Consider the following 18,421-nt stretch of genomic DNA (forward strand, 5'->3'; position numbering starts at 1 on the left):
GAATGACGAAAACTGCGGTCATAACGGGTTCGACAAGCGGCATCGGACTGGCCATCGCCAAGGCCTTCGCCAAGACCGGCGCCAATATCCTGTTGAACGGTTTCGGCAAACCGGAGGAGATCCAGGCGGTGACGGACGCTGTCGCAGGCCTCACCTCCGGGACGGTGCTCTACCACCCGGCCGACATGACGAAGCCGGAGGAAATCGCCGACCTGATGGCCACCGCTGTCTCGCGCTTCGGCGGCACCGATATTCTCGTCAACAATGCCGGCGTGCAATTCGTCGAGAAGATCGAAGACTTCCCGGTCGAACAATGGGACCGGATCATCGCCATCAATCTTTCGTCCTCTTTCCATACGATCCGCGCGGCCGTTCCGGCGATGAAGCAGAAGGGCTGGGGCCGCATTGTCAACATCGCCTCGGCGCACGGGCTCGTCGCCTCTCCCTTCAAGTCCGCCTATGTCGCGGCCAAGCACGGCGTCATGGGGCTCACCAAGACCGTCGCCCTGGAGGTGGCGGAAAACGGCATCACGGCGAACTCGATCTGCCCCGGCTATGTGCTGACGCCGCTCGTCGAAAAGCAGATTCCGGATCAGGCGCGGACGCGCGGCATCACGGAAGAACAGGTGGTCAACGAGGTGATGCTCAAGGGGCAGCCGACGAAGAAGTTCATCACCGTGGAGCAGGTGGCGTCGTTGGCGCTCTATCTCGCCAGCGACGATGCCGCCCAGATCACCGGCACGCATGTCTCGATGGATGGCGGCTGGACGGCCCAGTAGAGCGAGACGGCCCATGGCAACGGCATCCGACAGCATCCGGTTCATCCTCAACGACGCGGAAGTCGCCCTTTCAGCGGTCCCTCCCACCGCGACGCTGCTTGACTATCTGCGGCTTGACCGCCGCCTCACCGGCACCAAGGAGGGCTGCGCCGAGGGCGACTGCGGCGCCTGCACGGTGCTCGTCGGACGCCTTGCCGACACCGCCGGCGGCCGTGGCGGCGGAAAACTCGTGTATGAGACCGTGAACGCCTGCATCCGCTTTCTGGGCTCCCTCAATGCGACGCATGTCGTGACCGTCGAGCACATGGCTGCCCGGGACGGCACACTCCATCCGGTGCAGCAGGCAATGGTGGATTTCCACGGCTCGCAATGCGGGTTCTGCACGCCGGGTATCGTCATGTCGCTATACGGGCTGTGGCTGACCAACGACACGCCGAGCCGCGCTGCAATCGAAAAGGCGCTGCAGGGCAATCTCTGTCGCTGCACCGGCTATGAGCCGATCGTGCGGGCGGCCGAAGCCGCGGCCAAGGCGCGGCCTTCGGCGATATTCGATCCGATCACGCGTATGCGGGACGCGGTTGCCGCGCGGCTCGAAGAACTTCGGCCGACGCAAACGATCACCATTCGTAAGGACGAGGACTGTCTGATCGTGCCGGCAGATACGGCCGGCCTCGCGGCGGTACTCGCCGAACATCCGGCCGCCACAATCGTCGCCGGCGCCACCGATGTCGGCCTTTGGGTGACGAAGCAGATGCGATCCCTGAACCCGGTCGTCTTCATCAACGGCATTGCCGAATTGCAGCGGATCGAGCGCTCGGATGCCGGCCTGACGATTGGTGCCTGCGTCAGCTATACGGAGGCCCATGACGCCCTCGCACCGGCCTATCCGACATTCGGCCGTCTTCTCGAACGTGTCGGCGGCGAACAGGTGCGCAATATGGGCACGATCGGCGGCAATATCGCCAACGGCTCGCCGATCGGCGACAGCCCGCCGCCGCTGATCGCTCTCGGAGCGATCGTGACATTGCGCTCGAAAGCCGGCCCACGCACGCTTCCGCTCGAGGATTTCTTCCTCGCCTATGGCAAACAGGACCGGAAGCCTGGAGAATTCCTCGAAAGCATCTTCGTTCCGGCGCTGCCGGCGGGTGATCTTTTCGCCGCCTACAAGATTTCGAAGCGCCGCGACGAGGACATCTCCGCCCTGCTCGGTGCTTTCCGCATCTCCCTCGATGAAGCGAACCGCGTAACCGCAGCCCATATCGCCTATGGCGGCATGGCGGCGACGCCGAAGCGGGCAAAGGCGGTGGAGGCGGCGCTTGTGGGCCAGCCCTGGACGGAGGAGACAATTCGTGCGGTGCAACCAGCCTTCGAGACGGATTATCAGCCCCTTACCGACTGGCGTGCCACCAGCGCCTATCGCATGCTGGCGGCGAAGAACCTGCTGATGCGCTTCTTCCTGGTAGGCGCGGGCCAGCCGGCACAGTTGCAGCGGTTCGAGGAGTTGGCATGAAGGCCGGCTTCGAGAATGACGGGCAGCTGCTGCGCAGCAGCTGCAGAGGACGGGCAGGCCGGATGAAGGGCAGCTTCCTCGAAAGGAATCAACAGGATGGATAAATCCACTTTCGAAGACGAAGCCACCATCGTCGGACCGATGCACGCGCGGCTCCCCCACGACAGCGCCCACAAGCACGTCGCCGGCACCGCCGACTATATCGACGACATGCCGGAACCGGTCGGCACCTTGCACGGCGCGCTCGGCCTCACCGACCGGGCGCATGCCGAGATCCTGGAGATGGACCTTTCCGCCGTTGCCGCGGTCCCGGGCGTCGTCCGCGTTCTGACTGCCAGGGACATGCCGCATTCCAACGACATCAGTTCGACGCATCTGCACGACGAGCCGGTGCTCGCCGACGGCCTGGTGCAGTTTCATGGACAACCGGCCTTCGCGGTCATTGCCGAGACGCGCGACATCGCCCGCCGCGCTGCACGGCTTGCCAGGATCACCTACCGGGACCTGCCGCCGCTGGTCGATGTCGGCGAGGCGAAAGCTGCGGGCGGCGAACTCGTGACGCCGCCGCTGACGCTCGAGCGCGGCGATGCCGAAACCGAGCTGCAGCGGGCGCCTCGCCGGCTCAAGGGACAGATGCGGATCGGCGGCCAGGAACATTTCTACCTGGAGGGTCACATCGCGCTCGCGATCCCCGGCGAGGATGACGAGGTGACCGTCTGGGTGTCGACCCAGCACCCGACCGAGATCCAGCATATGGTCGCGCAAGTGCTTGGGGTGCCCTCCAATGCGGTGACGGTGAATGTCCGCCGCATGGGCGGCGGCTTCGGCGGCAAGGAAACGCAGGGCAATCAGTTCGCGGCCCTTGCGGCGGTCGCCGCGCGCAAACTCCGTCGCGCCGTCAAGTTCCGCCCGGATCGCGACGACGACATGATCGCCACGGGCAAGCGGCATGACTTTCTCGTCGACTATGAGGTCGGCTTCGATGACGAGGGCCGCATTCGGGCGGTCCAGGCGAACTACGCCGCGCGATGCGGCTATTCCGCCGACCTTTCCGGCCCCGTCACCGATCGCGCCCTGTTCCATGCGGACAATGCCTATTTCTATCCGCACGTGCGGCTGACCTCACAGCCGCTGAAGACGAACACGGTCTCGAACACCGCCTTTCGCGGCTTTGGCGGCCCGCAGGGCATGCTTGGCGGCGAGCGGATCATCGAGGAGATCGCCTATGCGCTCGGCAAGGACCCGCTCGCAGTCCGCAAGCTGAATTTCTATGGCGATAAGGAGTCCGGCCGCGACATCACGCCCTATCACCAGAGGGTCGAGGACAACATCATCCGCCGCATCGTCGACGACTTGGAGGCAAGCGCCGACTATCAGGCGCGGCGGGCGGCGATCATCGAATTCAACCGGTCCAGCCGGGTGATCCGCAAGGGTATTGCACTGACGCCGGTGAAGTTCGGCATTTCCTTCACGCTTACCCATCTCAATCAGGCCGGTGCGCTCGTCCATATCTATTCGGACGGTTCAGTGCATCTCAATCACGGCGGCACCGAAATGGGCCAGGGGCTCTACACCAAGGTGGCGCAGGTCCTTGCCGATGGTTTCCAGATCGATATCGACCGCGTGAAGATCACCGCGACGACGACCGGCAAGGTACCGAACACTTCGGCAACCGCCGCCTCCTCGGGCTCGGACCTCAACGGCATGGCCGCCTTCGATGCGGCGCGGCAGATCAAGGAACGGCTCGCGGCCTTTGCCGCCGAGCGCTGGCAGACGACGGTTGAAAACGTCACCTTCGTGCCCAACCACGTGAGGATTGGCGAAGAGCTGATCCCCTTCGCGGAGCTTGTCGCCCAAGCCTACGCGGCACGCGTGCAGCTTTCCGCCGCGGGCTTTTACGCGACGCCGAAGATCCACTGGAATCGCAGCACCGGGCACGGCTCCCCCTTCTATTATTTCGCCTATGGCGCCGCGGTGTCCGAGGTCTCGATCGACACGCTGACGGGGGAATATCAGGTGGAGCGCGCCGACGTCCTGCACGATGTCGGCCGTTCGCTCAACCCGGCGATCGATATCGGCCAGGTCGAAGGCGGATTCGTCCAGGGCATGGGCTGGTTGACGACGGAAGAACTCTGGTGGGACGACAAGGGACGGCTGAGAACGCATGCGCCCTCCACCTATAAGATTCCGCTCGCCTCGGACCGGCCGAAGATCTTCAACGTCCGCCTCGCCGAATGGTCGGAAAACGCCGAAAAGACGGTCGGCCGTTCCAAGGCGGTGGGGGAACCGCCGCTGATGCTGCCGATCTCGGTGCTCGAGGCCCTCTCCATGGCGATCGCGAGCGTCGCCGATTACCGCGAATGCCCGCGACTGGACGCGCCGGCGACCCCGGAACGGGTGCTCATGGCGGTGGAACGCTTGAAAAAGATATGAGTTTTCCCCTCACCCCTAGCCCTCTCCGTTCTGACGGGGAGAGGTGACTGGGGGTGCCGCTTGTCCTTCTCCCCGCTTGCGGGGAGAAGGCGGCCGGCAGGCCGGTTGAGCGCAATTCCAGCCTCTAATCAAGCACATCCCCTTCTTTTCGAGGCGCCCGTCCGTCCATAAAACCCATATCTCTCTTCATGTGATCCGACACGGTTCCGACGTCCAGACGCGGATAGCGCGGCTTCAACAGCAGTGCCAGACCCGAGACCAGCCCCGATAATAGGCGGTTCGGCAATAATGCTTTCGTTCCAGTGCTTTCCAGTGCATCCCAAGTCATCGTCGCACCTGTTGCAGATGAGTGAAGTTGACTTGCAGGATGCCGATAACGGTGCTCCAATTCCAATCGAACGTCCGTCTCTATGCATCAAGAGAACTTATCCATGAAGATGTCGAAGCAGTTCCCGCTGAACGCGCTGCGGGTATTTGAGGCAGCCGCCCGGCTCGGCAGCTTCACCAAGGCCGGGGAAGCGCTTGGCATGACCCAGACCGCGGTCAGCTACCAGATCAAACTCCTGGAGGAGAATGTCGGCGAACCGCTGTTCCTCAGGCGTCCGCGTCATGTCTCCCTGACGGAGGTCGGCGAACAGCTGGCGCCGAAGGTGACGGAGGCCTTCGAAATTCTCAAGGAGGCGGTTGCGTCGGCCCGCGGCGACACTGAGGCTACACTACTCATCAGCTCGACTGCGACCTTTGCCTCACAATGGCTCGCCCGAGAGATCGGCACATTCCAGTTTGCACACCCAAACATTGCCGTACGTCTGGTGGCAAACGACGCGATCGTCGATTTCAGCAAGGAGTCGGTCGACGTGGCGATCCGCTCCGGCAAGGGCGACTGGCCGGGTCTCATCAGCCACCAGTTAATGCGGGTGGAGTTTACGCCAATGCTCAGCCCTGCACTTGCGGAGACGATCGGCGGCGTGCGCACGCCGGCAGACCTGCTGAAGCTCCGCATCATCGACCCGCGAGATCCCTGGTGGCCGTTATGGTTCCACGCCGCCGGCATCGCGGACCCGGACCTCGCGGGGCGGCCGGCAAACCGTCTCGGTGCCCAGGCCTTCGAGGCTCGTGCAGCTGTCGCCGGCCAGGGCGTGGCGATCCTGATGCCGGGGTTCTATAGCGACGACGTGGCGCTCGGCAGGCTTTACCAGCCCTTCGATCTGCGCAGCAGCGACGGCCACGATTATTGGCTCGTCTATCCCCATGCGCGCCGCAACACGCCCAAGATCCGCGCCTTCCGCGACTGGATTATGGGCGCGCTCGGGCCGGACGGCCTCGCTTAATGCTGATGTTGAAACGTCTCAGTCGAACTTCCAGGGCGTCACTCTAAGCTTTTGTAAAAGATGAGCTTCGCGGAGGCGAGCGTCACTCGTGAAATGCGGCCGGAGAACGAAATCGCCCCTTCCCCGCCACCGCTTTTTCTCGCAAGGTTGGGCGACCGGAGAAAAAGGGGAACTGAATGTACGAATTCGCCATTGCTTGGGAATGGCTGGCTTTTGCCGTCCGCTGGCTGCATGTCGTCACCGCCATCGCCTGGATCGGCTCATCCTTCTATTTCATCGCGCTCGACCTCGGCTTGGTGAAGCGCGACCACCTGCCCCCTGGCGCCTATGGCGAGGAATGGCAGGTCCATGGCGGTGGCTTCTATCATATCCAGAAATATCTGGTTGCGCCCGAGAGGATGCCGGAGCACCTCACCTGGTTCAAATGGGAATCCTACTCAACCTGGCTCTCCGGCTTCGCCATGCTCTGCATCGTCTATTACGGCGGCGCCGATCTCTTCCTGATCGACCGGCATGTGCTTGACATTTCCGCAACGACCGCGATCGCACTCTCACTTGCCTCGCTCGGACTCGGCTGGATCCTGTACGACCTGCTCTGCAAATCGCCGCTCGGCAAGAATACCTGGGGGCTGATGATCCTGCTTTACGGCGTTCTCGTCGCTATCGCCTGGGGCTATACGCAGGTCTTCACCGGCCGCGCCGCCTTTCTGCATCTGGGCGCCTTCACGGCGACGATCATGTCGGCCAACGTCTTCTTCATCATCATCCCCAACCAGAAGATCGTCGTTGCCGACCTGATCGCCGGGCGCACGCCGGATCCGAGGCTTGGCGCTCAGGCCAAGCAGCGCTCGTTGCACAATAACTACCTGACGCTGCCCGTCATCTTCTTCATGCTGTCAAACCACTACCCGCTGGCCTTCGCGACGGACTTCAACTGGATCATCGCGGCGCTCGTCTTCCTGATGGGCGTCACCATTCGCCACTGGTTCAACACCACGCATGCGCGCAAGGGCAAGCCGACCTGGACCTGGCTCGCCACCGTGCTTCTCTTCATCCTCATCATCTGGCTTTCGACGGTCCCGAAGGTCTTGACCGGCGAAGTACGGGCCGAGGCCGCGCCGGCCTTTGCCCGCTTTGCCGGGAACGCGCATTTTCCGGCGGTGAAGGAGGCGATTTCCACCCGCTGCAGCATGTGCCATGCGGCCGAACCCGTCTATGAGGGCATCGCCCGCCCGCCCCTCGGCGTCACGCTCGAGAGCGACGCCGAGATTGCCGCCCGTGCACGCGAAATCTATATCCAGGCCGGGCGCAGCCATGCGATGCCGCCCGCCAACATAACCGACATGACGGCGGAGGAACGTGGTCTGATCACGACCTGGTTCGAAAGCGCCGTCGGGGAGACACGATGACACCCACCCTCATTCGCGGCCGCACCTTGAGTTTCGACCGCGCGCCGCAAAGCATCGACGACAGCGCCGCCTATTCTTACGAAAGCGATGGCGCCCTGCTTATCGAGGACGGGCTGATCAAGGCCGCCGGCACTTATGCCACCGTCAAGGCCGCAGCACCGGAGGGGGTGAAGGAGATCGACCACCGGCCATCTCTCATCGTGCCGGGCCTGATCGACACGCACCTGCACTTTCCGCAGATGCAGGTGCTGGCCTCCTATGCGGCCAACCTGCTGGAATGGCTGAACACCTATACGTTTCCCGAGGAGTGCCGCTTCGTCGAAACGGCGCATGCCGAGCGGATCGCGCGACACTTTTTCGACGAGATGGCGCGCCACGGCACGACGACGGCAACGGCCTATTGCTCCGTGCACAAGGCCTCGGCCGATGCCTTCTTTGCCGAGAGCCTCAGGCGCGGGACATGTATGGTCGCGGGCAAGGTGATGATGGACCGCAACGCCCCCCAGGGCCTCCTCGATACGCCCGAAACGAGCTATGACGAGACACGCGCCGTCATTGCCGCTTGGCACGGCAAGGGCCGCAACCATGTCGCCATTACTCCGCGTTTCGCCATCACCTCGACACCGGAGCAGATGGAGGTCGCGCAATCGCTTCTGTGCGAATTCCCGCACCTGCACGTCCAGACGCATCTATCCGAGAACCGCGACGAGATCGCCTTGACCTGCGAGCTCTATCCGGAGGCGAAGGACTATACCGATGTCTACGCCCGCTACGGGTTGCTCGGGCGCAAGAGCCTCTTCGGCCATTGCATCCATCTCTCCGAGCGCGAGGCCGATGCGATGAGCGAGAGCGGCTCCGTCGCCGTCTTCTGCCCGACATCGAACCTCTTCCTCGGCTCCGGCCTTTTTCCATTGCGCGCCTTGTCAAGGCGCGAAAAGCCGGTGCGCGTCTCGGTCGCCTCCGATATCGGCGGCGGCACCAGCTATTCGATGCTGAAGACGCTCGACGAGGCCTACAAGATCCTGCAGTTGCAGGGTGAACGGCTGAACCCGTTCGAGACCTTCTACATGATGACGCGCGGCAATGCCGAGGCGCTGTCGCTTGCCGATCGCATCGGCACGCTGGAGCCGGGCACCGATGCCGATCTCACGGTTCTGAACATGGCGGCGACACCGGCCATGGCGCTCAGGGCCGAAGTGGTCAATTCGCTCGCCGACGAGCTCTTCCTGCTGCAGACGATGGGCGACGACCGCGCCGTGGCCGAGACCTATGTGGCCGGCCGGCCGGCCAAATCGCCGCTCGGCGCGCCCTGAATGGAGAGGTCAATTTTTTTTACCTCTTCCGCCTCGCGCTATTACGCCCCTGCTTGAAACATGATAAGGGCTCGGCAGTCATCATCGTTGAAGGCCGAGACCCATGACGCAAATCCTCGACATCCACGATCTCAAGGCCCTCGCCAAGCGGCGCGTTCCGAAGCTCTTCTTCGACTATGCGGACAGCGGCGCCTGGACCGAGGGGACCTATCGGGCAAACGAGGAGGACTTCCAGAAAATCAAGCTGCGCCAGCGGGTTCTGGTCGACATGACCGATCGCTCGCTGGAGACGACGATGATCGGCCAGAAGGTATCGATGCCGGTAGCGCTCGCTCCGACGGGCCTGACCGGCATGCAGCACGCCGACGGCGAAATGCTTGCCGCCCAGGCGGCAGAGGCCTTCGGCATTCCCTTCACGCTGTCGACCATGAGCATCTGCTCGATCGAGGACGTCGCCTCGGTGACGACGAAACCTTTCTGGTTTCAGCTCTATGTCATGCGCGAGCGCGAATTCGTGCTCAACCTCATCGACCGCGCAAAGGCCGCAAAATGCTCGGCGCTGGTCCTGACGCTCGACCTGCAGGTTTTGGGCCAGCGCCACAAGGACCTGCGTAACGGCCTGTCGGCGCCGCCGCGCATGACGCCGAAACACCTCTGGATGATGGCGACACGGCCGCGCTGGTGCATGAAGATGTTCGGCACCAGGCGACGCACCTTCCGCAATATTGTCGGCCACGCGAAAAGCGTCACGGACCTTTCCTCGCTCAGCGCCTGGACGGCCGAGCAGTTCGACCCGCAACTCTCCTGGAAGGATGTCGAGTGGATCAAGGAGCGCTGGGGCGGTCCGCTTATCCTCAAGGGTATTCTCGATCCGGAAGACGCCAAAATGGCCGCCAAGTCCGGCGCCGACGCGATCATCGTCTCGAACCATGGCGGCCGTCAGCTTGACGGCGCGCCGTCTTCCATCAGCATGCTGCCGCGCATTGTCGATGCCGTCGGCCACCAGATCGAAGTTCACGTGGACGGGGGCATTCGGTCCGGTCAGGATGTTTTGAAGGCGATCGCGCTGGGTGCCAAGGGCACCTATATCGGCCGTCCGTTCCTTTATGGCCTGGGCGCCATGGGCAAGGAAGGCGTGACGCTTGCCCTCGACATCATCCGCAAGGAGATGGACATCACCATGGCGCTTTGCGGCAAGCGCCGCATCGCCGACGTCGGGCGCGACATCATCGCGGAATAGGTGATATGGCCGGGTACGCCCGGCGGCGCTTCAACTGCCCCGATAGGTGGAATAACCGTAGGGCGAGAGCAGCAAAGGCACGTGGTAGTGGCTTTCGGGGTCGGCGATCCCGAAGCGCAAGGGGATGAGATCGAGAAAGGCCGGCTCGGGAAGCGCCGTGCCGGCCGCCCTGAGATAATCTCCGGCGTGGAAAACCAGCTCGTAGATGCCCGCCGTGAGGCCGGCGCCTTCGGCAAGCGGGCCGTCGACCCGGCCGTCGCTATTGGTCCCGACCGTGCGAAGCAGGAGCCGTTCCTCGCCCTCAAGCCGATAGAGATCGATGCGCAGCCCCTGGGCAGGCTTGCCGCGCGCAGTGTCGAGAACATGGGTCGTCAGGCGGCCGGTCTTGCTCATCGAATATTCTCCGTCGGAAGCGGATCGGGAATGATGAAGGGCGCCTCGTAAAAGAACTCCTCCAGATTATTACCCGGTCCGGCGCGATCGACGACGAGGAAATTGCTCACGGTACCGATCGCCATCAGCGGATGATGCCAGACGTTTCGGCCATAATTGACGCCCTGCCGGCCGCTCGCCAGGAAGACCCGCGGCCGGCCGGGGCGCCCGCCTTCGTCCTCGGCGACCACTGCGAGCCAGGGCTGATCCTCGAGCGGCGAGAAGCTCTGGCTACCGAGCGGATGCCGCTCCATCATGCCGAGCGCATAGGGAAAGGTCCGCGGCTCGCCACGGAAGAGATTGATCACGACGCGTGCGTCCGCGCCGACGACGTCAGCCTCCGCAAGGGCATGAAACCGCTCGGTATTACCGCCATTGATGATGCGCATCGACGCCGGATCCGCCTCGATGACGGTTCCGAACGGCGCAAAAGCCTCCTTTGTCAGGGGCTCGATCGACAGCAGATGCGACATCAGGCCTTGCTTCCCGCTCTCAGCCCGCGAACACCGGGCCGCGACGAGACGCGGGCGGGCAGGTCAGGAACGGCACTGTCAGGCATAATCATCTCCCGGAAGCATGGATTTGAGGCGCAGCCGTGCGATCTGCTCCACCTGCGCGCAGGCGGTTTCAAATTCCTCTTCCATGGAATTGTCAATGCGTCGCTCGAAGGCGGCGAGAATTTCGTCCTTCGTCAGCCCCTTCACCGCAATGATGAAGGGGAAGCCGAATTTCTTCGTATAGGCGTCGTTGAGGGCGGTGAAGCGCGCATGTTCCTCGGGCGACAAACGGTCGAGTCCTGCGGACGCCTGTTCCGCGCGCGAGTCGGGGGTGAGTTCCCCGGCAACCGCCAGCTTGCCGGCGAGATCCGGATGGGCCCTGAGGACGGCGAGGCGTTCCGCGGGCGAGGCGGCGCGAAAGGCGGTGCAGAGCGCCGAATGCACGTTGCCTGCGGTCAACCCGACGGAGGCCGCGCGATCATAGGCCCGCTCCGCCACCCAGGGCGAATGTTCGAAGAGACCGCCGAAGCGGCGGACAAATTCCTCGCGCCCGGACATCAGCGCATTCCTTCCGGCTTGTGATGCTCGTACCAGTGGCGCGCAATATCGATTCGCTGCGGCACCCAGACCTTGTCGTGCGACATGACGTAGTCGATGAAACGGGCGAGCGCCGCCACGCGCCCGGGCCGGCCGACGAGGCGGCAATGCAGGCCCACATTCATCATCTTCGGGCTGCCTCCCCTGCCTTCCTCATAGAGCACGTCGAACGTGTCCTTGAGATAGGTGAAGAACTGGTCGCCGGAGTTGAAGCCCTGATTGGTGGCGAAGCGCATGTCATTCGCGTCAAGCGTATAGGGGATAATCAGATGCGGCTTGTCGGGCGATAGCCCCGGCACCCAATAGGGCAGCTCGTCCGCGTAGGAATCGCAGGAATAAAGGAAACCGCCCTCTTCCAGCACCAGCTTCAGCGTGTTTACCGAAGGCTTGCCCTGGTAGAGGCCGAGCGGCCGTTCACCCGTCAGTTCCGTGTGCAGCCGCACTACCTCGCGTATGTGCTGCCGCTCGATCTCCTCGGGGAAATCCTTGTATTCGAGCCAGCGCAGCCCATGGCTGGCGATTTCCCAGCCCGCCTCCTTCATCGCCGCGACTGCCTCGGGGTTGCGCGCCATCGCAAGGGTTACGCCATAAACCGTCAGCGTCACGCCGCGACTCGTGAACAGCCGCCACAGCCGCCAGAAGCCCGCGCGCGCACCATATTCATAGATGGATTCCATGTTGAGGTTGCGCTGCCCGGGCCAGGGCTGCGCGCCGACGATTTCCGACAGCAGGCATTCGGACGCCGGATCGCCGTCGAGAATAGAGCTCTCGCCGCCCTCCTCGTAATTCAGCACGAACTGGACAGCGATGCGCGCCTCGCGCGGCCAGCGCGGATCGGGCGGCGTGCGTCCATAGCCGACGAGGTCGCGCGGATAGGTCTTCTCTGCCATCAAATCACCCTTCGATCTTTCCGGAACGGTAGCACCGCGGGCCGGATTGTCGAGATGCAAATGACCGCGAGAGAGCAACCCGGGCAAGTCCGGAAAAGCATCACACACTTTTCGATAAGAACATGATTTTAGGTCGGATCGACCTAAAATTATGAACGTGAATCCATGAAGTCGGTGCGGGATGCGGGCGGAAAACCGCGCACACTTTTCCTCATCCCGCGCTAGCGCGGCGTCAACAAAGGCCCGGCTGTGCGCGGCAACGGGTCCACCGGGTGGCGAAGCTCCGTCCTCGTGCGCCTTGCACGGTCCCCACGCTGACGCGCGGAAATCTTGCCGAGCGGATGCTGCGAATGCACGCGCAACGGTGCCCCCGCATCCTGTTCGACGAACAGCGCAAGGCTGTCGACGACGAGCGGCTCGGCCAGGCGCGGCTCGAACAATCCGCGCAGAGGCGTCTCCAGCCGCCGTTCGGCGGCAGCGTTCAAGGGGCCTGTAAGCTTCAGGTTGAAACGATACTCGTCCATCACGAAAGGATCGCCCCAGCGATGGAGATTGGCGAATTGCGGCGCCGTCAGCCGGTCGGGATCCGTGCGCTCGACCTCCTCCTCGCTAAGCGGCGCGCGAAAGCGATCGAACGCCTGGACGACCCGTGCCGCAAGCAGATGCACCGAATGGCAATGCACCTGCGGCGCCAGTCCCCAGCACTGGCCGATGCGCGCCAGTTCCATGCGCTCGACCGTCAGCGGCGCCTCGACGGTGGTGAAGTGCATCAGCGCCTTCAAGAGCTGGACCTCGTCGGTTTCCGGTGCCAGGTGGAAGGGCGCCATGATCGTGGCGTGAAAGCCGAACCGGCGTGGGACGGCGGTATGGAAGGCAATTTCGGAGACGCTGAGGGCGCCGATGGATGGAAACTCCACCGGCTCGCCCGAATACACGCTACGCCCGAGCCAACTCGCCGCAACGGCAGAGAGCGGGTCGCTCATTGGCGGAGTGAAACAAATGGCATACCGCATGACGCAGGCTCCGAAACCGGTTCAGAGCGGGACGAGGGAACCCGCTCCAATTCACATGGGCCGCGTATTAGGTGATTTGCGTGACAGATTGACGAAGTCGAACAGGCTATCGCAGCACTTCGATATGGGTCGCGCACCGGAATGAGTCGGGAAGGGCGACGCTTGGCTGCCGACCGGCAATCTCGTCGATCACCCATCGCGCCAGCACATGCGCCATCCCGAAACTGACCTTGAAGCCGCCCGTCAATATCGACAGCCGGCCATGATCGGGATGGCGGCCAACGATCGGTTCGCGCCCAGTTGCCTTCGGGCGCAGGCCCGCCCAGCGCTCGACGACCGGGGCACCCAGAAGCGCGGGCGCGAGTTCCGCCGCGCGGTCGATCAGCGCCTGCAACTGATCGTCCGTCGAAAATGGCGCGTCGAAACGATTTTCGCTGGTGCTGCCGACCGCCACATGACCGTTTTCATGCGCAACGATATAGAGCCCGTCGGTGAAGAGGATCGGAGACGCCGGGTCAATGTCGGCGCGAAGCAGGGCCGCCTGCCCCTTGACAGCGACGCCGCTCGGCGCCTGCCCATGGCTTGTCAAACGGTCGATGAAGGCGAAGCTCTCGACGCCGGCCGCAAGGATGCAATGGCCGAAGCTCAACGCAGTCCGATCGGCAAGCAGGAGCCGGCCGCGCCCCGGATCGATCGACGCGACCTCGGCGCCCTCTTCGATCCGGACATGGGGAAGACCGGCGATTGCGGCGCGGAGCGCCCGAAGCAGGTCTCGCGGCGAAACGCGGGCGGCCAGCGTGTCGTGCACGACGCCGAACGGTGCCGCCTGCATGGCCGGCCAGTCGCCGTCTTCGCCGTCCCTCACGTGCCAGTGGAAGCGCCGCTCACCCGCGATCCAGTGCCGCGCGGCATCCTGTTCATGGCCGAGAGCAATGTCCTTGAGATGCGGTTTGCCGAGCGGCATGATCCGGCCGGAACGGCGATAGCCGGCCGACAGACCGGTCTCCTCCTCGAGCCGGGAAATCTCGCCTTCGAGCGCCACCAGCGCATCGAACTGGAACTGCTTCTTGGCGTTCCAGCGGTCCGGCATATGCGGCATGAGCGCGCCGAGCAAACCGCCGCTCGCCCCCGCACCGATCGTCTTGCCTTCGAGGAGCCGCGTCTCGATGCCGGCGCGTCCTGCCATGAGGGCGGCCCACAGCCCCATGATCCCGCCGCCGACGATCAAGACTTCGCTCATCGATTGACCTTCCAACGCATAATTCTTTAGATCGGATTCGATCTCGGGATAAAATTATGCAGCAACGCGTCCTTCTGGACGCGCGGCGCTGCAGAGTGGGAAGATTATCCGCATCGACATGACAACAACCGATCTCCGCCAGAGCCAGCCTCCGGTCGCGCAAAACCTCGAATGGCACGGGGGCGATATGCCCTATTCGGTGGAATTTGGCGATCACTTTTATTGCCGCACGGACGGACGGGTCGAATGCGGCCACGTCTTCCTCGCCGGCAACAGGCTGCCTAGACGATGGCAGGGATGCAGCGCCTTCACCATCGGCGAACTCGGCTTCGGCACCGGGCTCAATTTCTGCGAAACATGGCGGCAATGGAAACAGGTCACACCGAAAGGCGGACGCCTTCACTTCGTTTCCTTCGAGCGCTTCCCGATGCAAGCCGAGGAGATCGCCCGGGCGTTGTCGCACTGGCAGGAGATCGATGCCGAGCGGCAGGCGCTTGTCGCCAGTTGGCCGGACGCGCCGGCGGACCGGATAGACATCGAGTTCGGTGAGGTACGGCTGACGGTCGTCTGCGGCACGGCGATCGAGGGCGTCGGCGTAGCGCAGGAACGCTTCGACGCCTGGTATCTCGATGGCTTCGCGCCGGCCCGCAATCCGGACATGTGGTCCGATGACCTGATGCGGCTCGTCTTCGACAGGACCGTGCCGGGGGGCACTTTCGCAACCTATGCCGCGGCCGGTTTCGTCCGCCGCAACCTCACGGCTGCCGGCTTCGCCGTCGAGCGCCTGCCGGGCTTTGCCGGCAAGCGGGAGATGTTACGGGGCGATAGGCCCTGAACACGGCGCGCTGGCATACCAACGACGTCCAGCGGTTCGCCCTGTCCCGTCAGATCGGTCAAATCCACTGCCGATGGTATCAGGGAAAGACGACGGATTTCACCGTTGCGATCAACTGATCGGTCGGGACTGCGACGCAATTGCGGTCGATCTCGGCAAGCGTCCTTTCCTTGACCTGATGCGAAAGCAGTTTCCTCAAGTCGCCGAGCGTTCTCGGTGCGGCACAGATCACCAGGTTCTCGAAAGCATTCTCAAGCGCGTAGTGATCGATTTTTCCCGCGATCTCGACGGCAAAGCGATGCTGCTCCTCGCGGACCGGATCGCTGCTGTATTCCATGGCCGAGCGACCGTGACCGACAGACGAATGGCTGCGGCCGGGCTTGTCGGCCATGATATCCTGGGCCCGTTTAGCCTCGATTTGGTAGGTCTCCTCTGCCGGATGCTGATGGCCGTCCTTCAGCAAATTGACGTCCTTGACGATGCGCGCCGCGTTGCCGTCGGCTGCCAGTATCCAAACCCGGTTCCGCACTACTTCCTCCGTTTTTGTCCTGGTTGGCAGATATGTCGGCGAGTGCACAGGAAACGGAACGGTTGAAGCTTGCGTCAGGTTCCCAATCGCCGATAGTCCTTGTTTCCCAATATCACGCGGCTTGGCTACAGGCGGGCAAGATAGGCATCGAAGCTGCGGTCCGGCGTTGACTCGTATTGCTGGCGCTCGATCTTAAGCGAGAGGATCCGGTCGACCCGGAAATCGCGAAAGTCCTGGCGCAGTTCACACCAGGCCGTCAGCAGCCAATGATGCCCGAAAATGCTGAGGCCGAGCGGCCAAATTGTACGCTCCGACGTTTCTTGTGCAAGGCTTTCATATGTGATGCGGATTTTGCGCTCTCCGGCAATGGCCTTGCGGATTTCGCCCAGCAGCGCCGGCGGGGCGGCCTGCAGCGCCGATCGGAAGGCGCGAAGCGGTGCGCTGCGCAATTTCTCCGCATGTTCGGGCTGGAGGCCGTGGCTGATCTTCTCCATCGCCTCCCGCGCCGCCTGCGCCAGGCGCCTGTCGCCGAGCATCTGCACGGCGCGCACGCCGAAGGCCAGCGCCTCCAGTTGCTCGAAGGTGAAGGTGAGCGGCGGCGCATCGAAGGCCTCTCGCAACAGATAGCCGACGCCGCGCTCGCCATCGATCGGTGCACCCGAAGCGATCAGGTGCTGCATGTCGCGATAGATCGTGCGCGGCGCGACCTCCATCCGTTCGGCGATTTCGCCTGCCGTCATCGCGCGGCCCGTGGCGCGCATGAGCTGAATGATGCGGAACAATCGGTCGGCGGGCCGCATGGTCTTCTCCAAATTCCGAACAGTCCGAGCGGAATGAGGGCGAAATGCCGGTCACGCTTTCTCTCAGGCCGCTTCGGCTATGGCCATAAGGCTGTCAGTTGGGATGTGCTTAAGTCAAGCAGTATTCAAACAAGGAGATCCCGATGACAACGAAGCATGTTCTCGAACTCGCCGTGTGCACGGTCACGGACAAGGAGGCCGCGCTTGCGGCACGCGGCAAGGCCATGCAGGCCGTCTCGCGCTATCCGGGCTTCGTCTCATGGCGCGCGGTCACGGCCTGCGAAACGGCCGACCTGCTCGCCGATCTCGTCGAGTGGCAAACGCTGGAGGCGGCGCGAGAGGCTGGAAAGCGCGTCATGACGGATCCCGACTTCGCGCCCTACATGGCCGCGATCGGCTCCGTTCAGCTCATGCAGCACTTCCTGACCGAACGGCAGATTTGAACAAGGCGATGGCGGAACCCCTCAAGAATCTCCTGCATCCGGGCGTCGTGACGGAGATCGCCGATCGTCTGTCCCAATGCGCGCCTGGCTTCGATCGCGACCGCTTCGCCGCTTCCGCCGGCGATGGCCTCGAAGCCTTGGAACTGATGCAGCGTTCACTCAAGATCCGCGACGCGCTCCTTGAGACCTTGCCGGCCGATTTCCCCGCGGCCGCCACGGCCATCGACGCTGCACTGCCCAGCGGCACGGCGCCCGGCCTTAGCGGCTGGGCACTCCTGCCGGTAAGCCAGTTCGTAGCCGCACGCGGGCTTGGTGATTTCGCGCTTTCCCTGTCGCTCCTCCGGCGGCTGACGCGCCACTTCACCGCCGAGTTCGCGATCCGCCCCTTCATTCACGCGGACCAGGACCGGGCACTGGCGGCGATCCGCGGCTGGGTCGCGGATGACGACCCCCATGTCCGCCGGCTTGCGAGCGAGGGCACGCGCCCTCGCCTGCCTTGGGCGATGCGGCTGCCGCAACTGGTCCGCGATCCGCAACCCATCCTGCCGATTCTCACCGCCCTGCTCGACGACCCGGAAGATTATGTCCGGCGCTCCGTCGCCAACAGTCTCAATGACATCGGCAAGGATCACCCCGATCTCGTGGCGGATTTCGTTGCAAGACATATCGCCGGCGCGCCGCCACCGCGCCTGAGACTGCTGCGCCACGCCTCGCGCACACTCCTGAAACAGGGGCATCGCGGCGTGCTCGCCAATTTCGGGTTTGCGCCTCCATCCGGTATCGGCACGCGCCTTTCGCTCGCGACAACGGCCGTCCGCTTCGGCGACAGTCTCGTCTTCGGCCTGACGGTGGAAAATTCACATCGATCGAAGCAGCAGGTCATGATCGATTACGCCGTTCACCACCGGAAGGCAAACGGCGGCACTTCGCCGAAGGTCTTCAAATGGACGGTTGCGACGCTTGAGCCGGGGGCGTCGCTCAGGCTCGAAAAGCGCCATTCGATCCGGCCGATCACCACACGCCGCTATTACGCCGGCACGCACCGGCTCGTCGTCCTCGTCAACGGCGAGGCCGTGTGCGAGGCGGATTTCGAACTCGACATGGCATGAGTCGAACGCCTGACCTGCCCG

Annotated in this window: 19 protein-coding genes; 10 read left to right on the forward strand and 9 right to left on the reverse strand. The window is 63.6% G+C overall.

What is annotated here, in order from left to right; genetic code table 11:
* Positions 1-2: 2 nt before the first annotated feature.
* The 3 genes from SJ05684_RS11775 (at position 3) to xdhB (ending at position 4,722) form a co-directional block, all read left to right on the forward strand.
* Positions 3-779, forward strand: coding sequence for a 3-hydroxybutyrate dehydrogenase (locus SJ05684_RS11775; RefSeq protein WP_034851604.1), 777 nt, complete (start codon positions 3-5; stop codon positions 777-779).
* Between the two features lie 13 nt (positions 780-792).
* Positions 793-2,289 (forward strand): xanthine dehydrogenase small subunit, encoded by a 1,497-nt coding sequence (gene xdhA, locus SJ05684_RS11780; RefSeq protein ID WP_034851606.1) that lies wholly within the window; start codon positions 793-795, stop codon positions 2,287-2,289.
* Positions 2,290-2,385: 96 nt separating this feature from the next.
* Complete coding sequence (gene xdhB / locus SJ05684_RS11785) at positions 2,386-4,722, forward strand: xanthine dehydrogenase molybdopterin binding subunit (protein WP_034851607.1); 2,337 nt, start codon at positions 2,386-2,388, stop codon at positions 4,720-4,722.
* A gap of 124 nt (positions 4,723-4,846) precedes the next feature.
* Here the strand turns inward: xdhB and SJ05684_RS29635 are convergent, their stop codons facing one another.
* On the reverse strand, positions 4,847-5,116 hold the full coding sequence (locus tag SJ05684_RS29635) for a hypothetical protein (protein ID WP_157211947.1): 270 nt from the start codon (positions 5,114-5,116) through the stop codon (positions 4,847-4,849).
* A gap of 37 nt (positions 5,117-5,153) precedes the next feature.
* Between SJ05684_RS29635 and SJ05684_RS11790 the strand changes: the two genes are divergently transcribed.
* From SJ05684_RS11790 to SJ05684_RS11805, 4 genes are all read left to right on the forward strand, one after another.
* Complete coding sequence (locus tag SJ05684_RS11790; RefSeq protein ID WP_034851609.1) at positions 5,154-6,053, forward strand: LysR substrate-binding domain-containing protein; 900 nt, start codon at positions 5,154-5,156, stop codon at positions 6,051-6,053.
* Positions 6,054-6,229: 176 nt separating this feature from the next.
* Complete coding sequence (locus SJ05684_RS11795) at positions 6,230-7,462, forward strand: urate hydroxylase PuuD (RefSeq protein ID WP_034851611.1); 1,233 nt, start codon at positions 6,230-6,232, stop codon at positions 7,460-7,462.
* Complete coding sequence (gene guaD / locus SJ05684_RS11800; protein ID WP_034851613.1) at positions 7,459-8,775, forward strand: guanine deaminase; 1,317 nt, start codon at positions 7,459-7,461, stop codon at positions 8,773-8,775. Before SJ05684_RS11795 ends, guaD begins: the two co-directional genes overlap by 4 nt.
* Before the next feature lie 103 nt (positions 8,776-8,878).
* Positions 8,879-10,015 carry an alpha-hydroxy acid oxidase gene (locus SJ05684_RS11805; RefSeq protein WP_034851615.1) on the forward strand — a complete coding sequence of 379 codons (1,137 nt, stop codon included), beginning with the start codon at positions 8,879-8,881 and terminating at the stop codon, positions 10,013-10,015.
* 30 nt (positions 10,016-10,045) lie between these two features.
* Here the strand turns inward: SJ05684_RS11805 and uraH are convergent, their stop codons facing one another.
* The 6 genes from uraH to SJ05684_RS11835 form a co-directional block, all read right to left on the reverse strand.
* Entirely contained in the window at positions 10,046-10,408 is a 363-nt protein-coding gene (uraH, locus tag SJ05684_RS11810; RefSeq protein ID WP_034851618.1) for a hydroxyisourate hydrolase, read from the reverse strand.
* Positions 10,405-10,920, reverse strand: coding sequence for an ureidoglycolate lyase (locus tag SJ05684_RS11815; protein WP_034851621.1), 516 nt, complete (start codon positions 10,918-10,920; stop codon positions 10,405-10,407). Before SJ05684_RS11815 ends, uraH begins: the two co-directional genes overlap by 4 nt.
* A 78-nt stretch (positions 10,921-10,998) precedes the next feature.
* Positions 10,999-11,502: a 2-oxo-4-hydroxy-4-carboxy-5-ureidoimidazoline decarboxylase gene (uraD, locus tag SJ05684_RS11820; RefSeq protein ID WP_034851623.1), complete on the reverse strand. Its 504-nt coding sequence runs from the start codon at positions 11,500-11,502 to the stop codon at positions 10,999-11,001.
* Positions 11,502-12,431 (reverse strand): allantoinase PuuE, encoded by a 930-nt coding sequence (gene puuE, locus SJ05684_RS11825; RefSeq protein ID WP_034851657.1) that lies wholly within the window; start codon positions 12,429-12,431, stop codon positions 11,502-11,504. The genes uraD and puuE overlap by 1 nt, the downstream gene beginning before the upstream one ends.
* Before the next feature lie 221 nt (positions 12,432-12,652).
* The gene (locus tag SJ05684_RS11830) at positions 12,653-13,444 is read right to left on the reverse strand and encodes a DUF1045 domain-containing protein (RefSeq protein ID WP_083846061.1); all 792 of its coding nucleotides are present in this window, start codon (positions 13,442-13,444) and stop codon (positions 12,653-12,655) included.
* 106 nt (positions 13,445-13,550) lie between these two features.
* Entirely contained in the window at positions 13,551-14,684 is a 1,134-nt protein-coding gene (locus tag SJ05684_RS11835) for an NAD(P)/FAD-dependent oxidoreductase (protein WP_034851625.1), read from the reverse strand.
* 118 nt (positions 14,685-14,802) lie between these two features.
* Here SJ05684_RS11835 and mnmC2 point away from each other — a divergent pair, with 118 nt between their 5' ends.
* Positions 14,803-15,519: a tRNA (5-methylaminomethyl-2-thiouridine)(34)-methyltransferase MnmC2 gene (gene mnmC2, locus SJ05684_RS11840; protein WP_034851627.1), complete on the forward strand. Its 717-nt coding sequence runs from the start codon at positions 14,803-14,805 to the stop codon at positions 15,517-15,519.
* A 79-nt stretch (positions 15,520-15,598) separates the two neighbouring features.
* Here mnmC2 and SJ05684_RS11845 read toward each other — a convergent pair whose 3' ends face one another.
* Positions 15,599-16,048, reverse strand: coding sequence for a host attachment protein (locus SJ05684_RS11845; RefSeq protein ID WP_034851629.1), 450 nt, complete (start codon positions 16,046-16,048; stop codon positions 15,599-15,601).
* A 125-nt stretch (positions 16,049-16,173) separates the two neighbouring features.
* The gene (locus SJ05684_RS11850; protein ID WP_034851631.1) at positions 16,174-16,848 is read right to left on the reverse strand and encodes a helix-turn-helix transcriptional regulator; all 675 of its coding nucleotides are present in this window, start codon (positions 16,846-16,848) and stop codon (positions 16,174-16,176) included.
* A gap of 143 nt (positions 16,849-16,991) precedes the next feature.
* On the opposite strand from SJ05684_RS11850, the gene SJ05684_RS11855 reads away from it, so the two are divergent.
* Positions 16,992-17,291, forward strand: coding sequence for a hypothetical protein (locus SJ05684_RS11855; protein ID WP_034851632.1), 300 nt, complete (start codon positions 16,992-16,994; stop codon positions 17,289-17,291).
* An 8-nt stretch (positions 17,292-17,299) separates the two neighbouring features.
* The gene (locus SJ05684_RS11860) at positions 17,300-18,400 is read left to right on the forward strand and encodes a DNA alkylation repair protein (RefSeq protein WP_050979920.1); all 1,101 of its coding nucleotides are present in this window, start codon (positions 17,300-17,302) and stop codon (positions 18,398-18,400) included.
* Positions 18,401-18,421: the final 21 nt, after the last annotated feature.

The organism is Sinorhizobium sojae CCBAU 05684, from assembly GCF_002288525.1.
Lineage (GTDB): Bacteria > Pseudomonadota > Alphaproteobacteria > Rhizobiales > Rhizobiaceae > Sinorhizobium > Sinorhizobium sojae.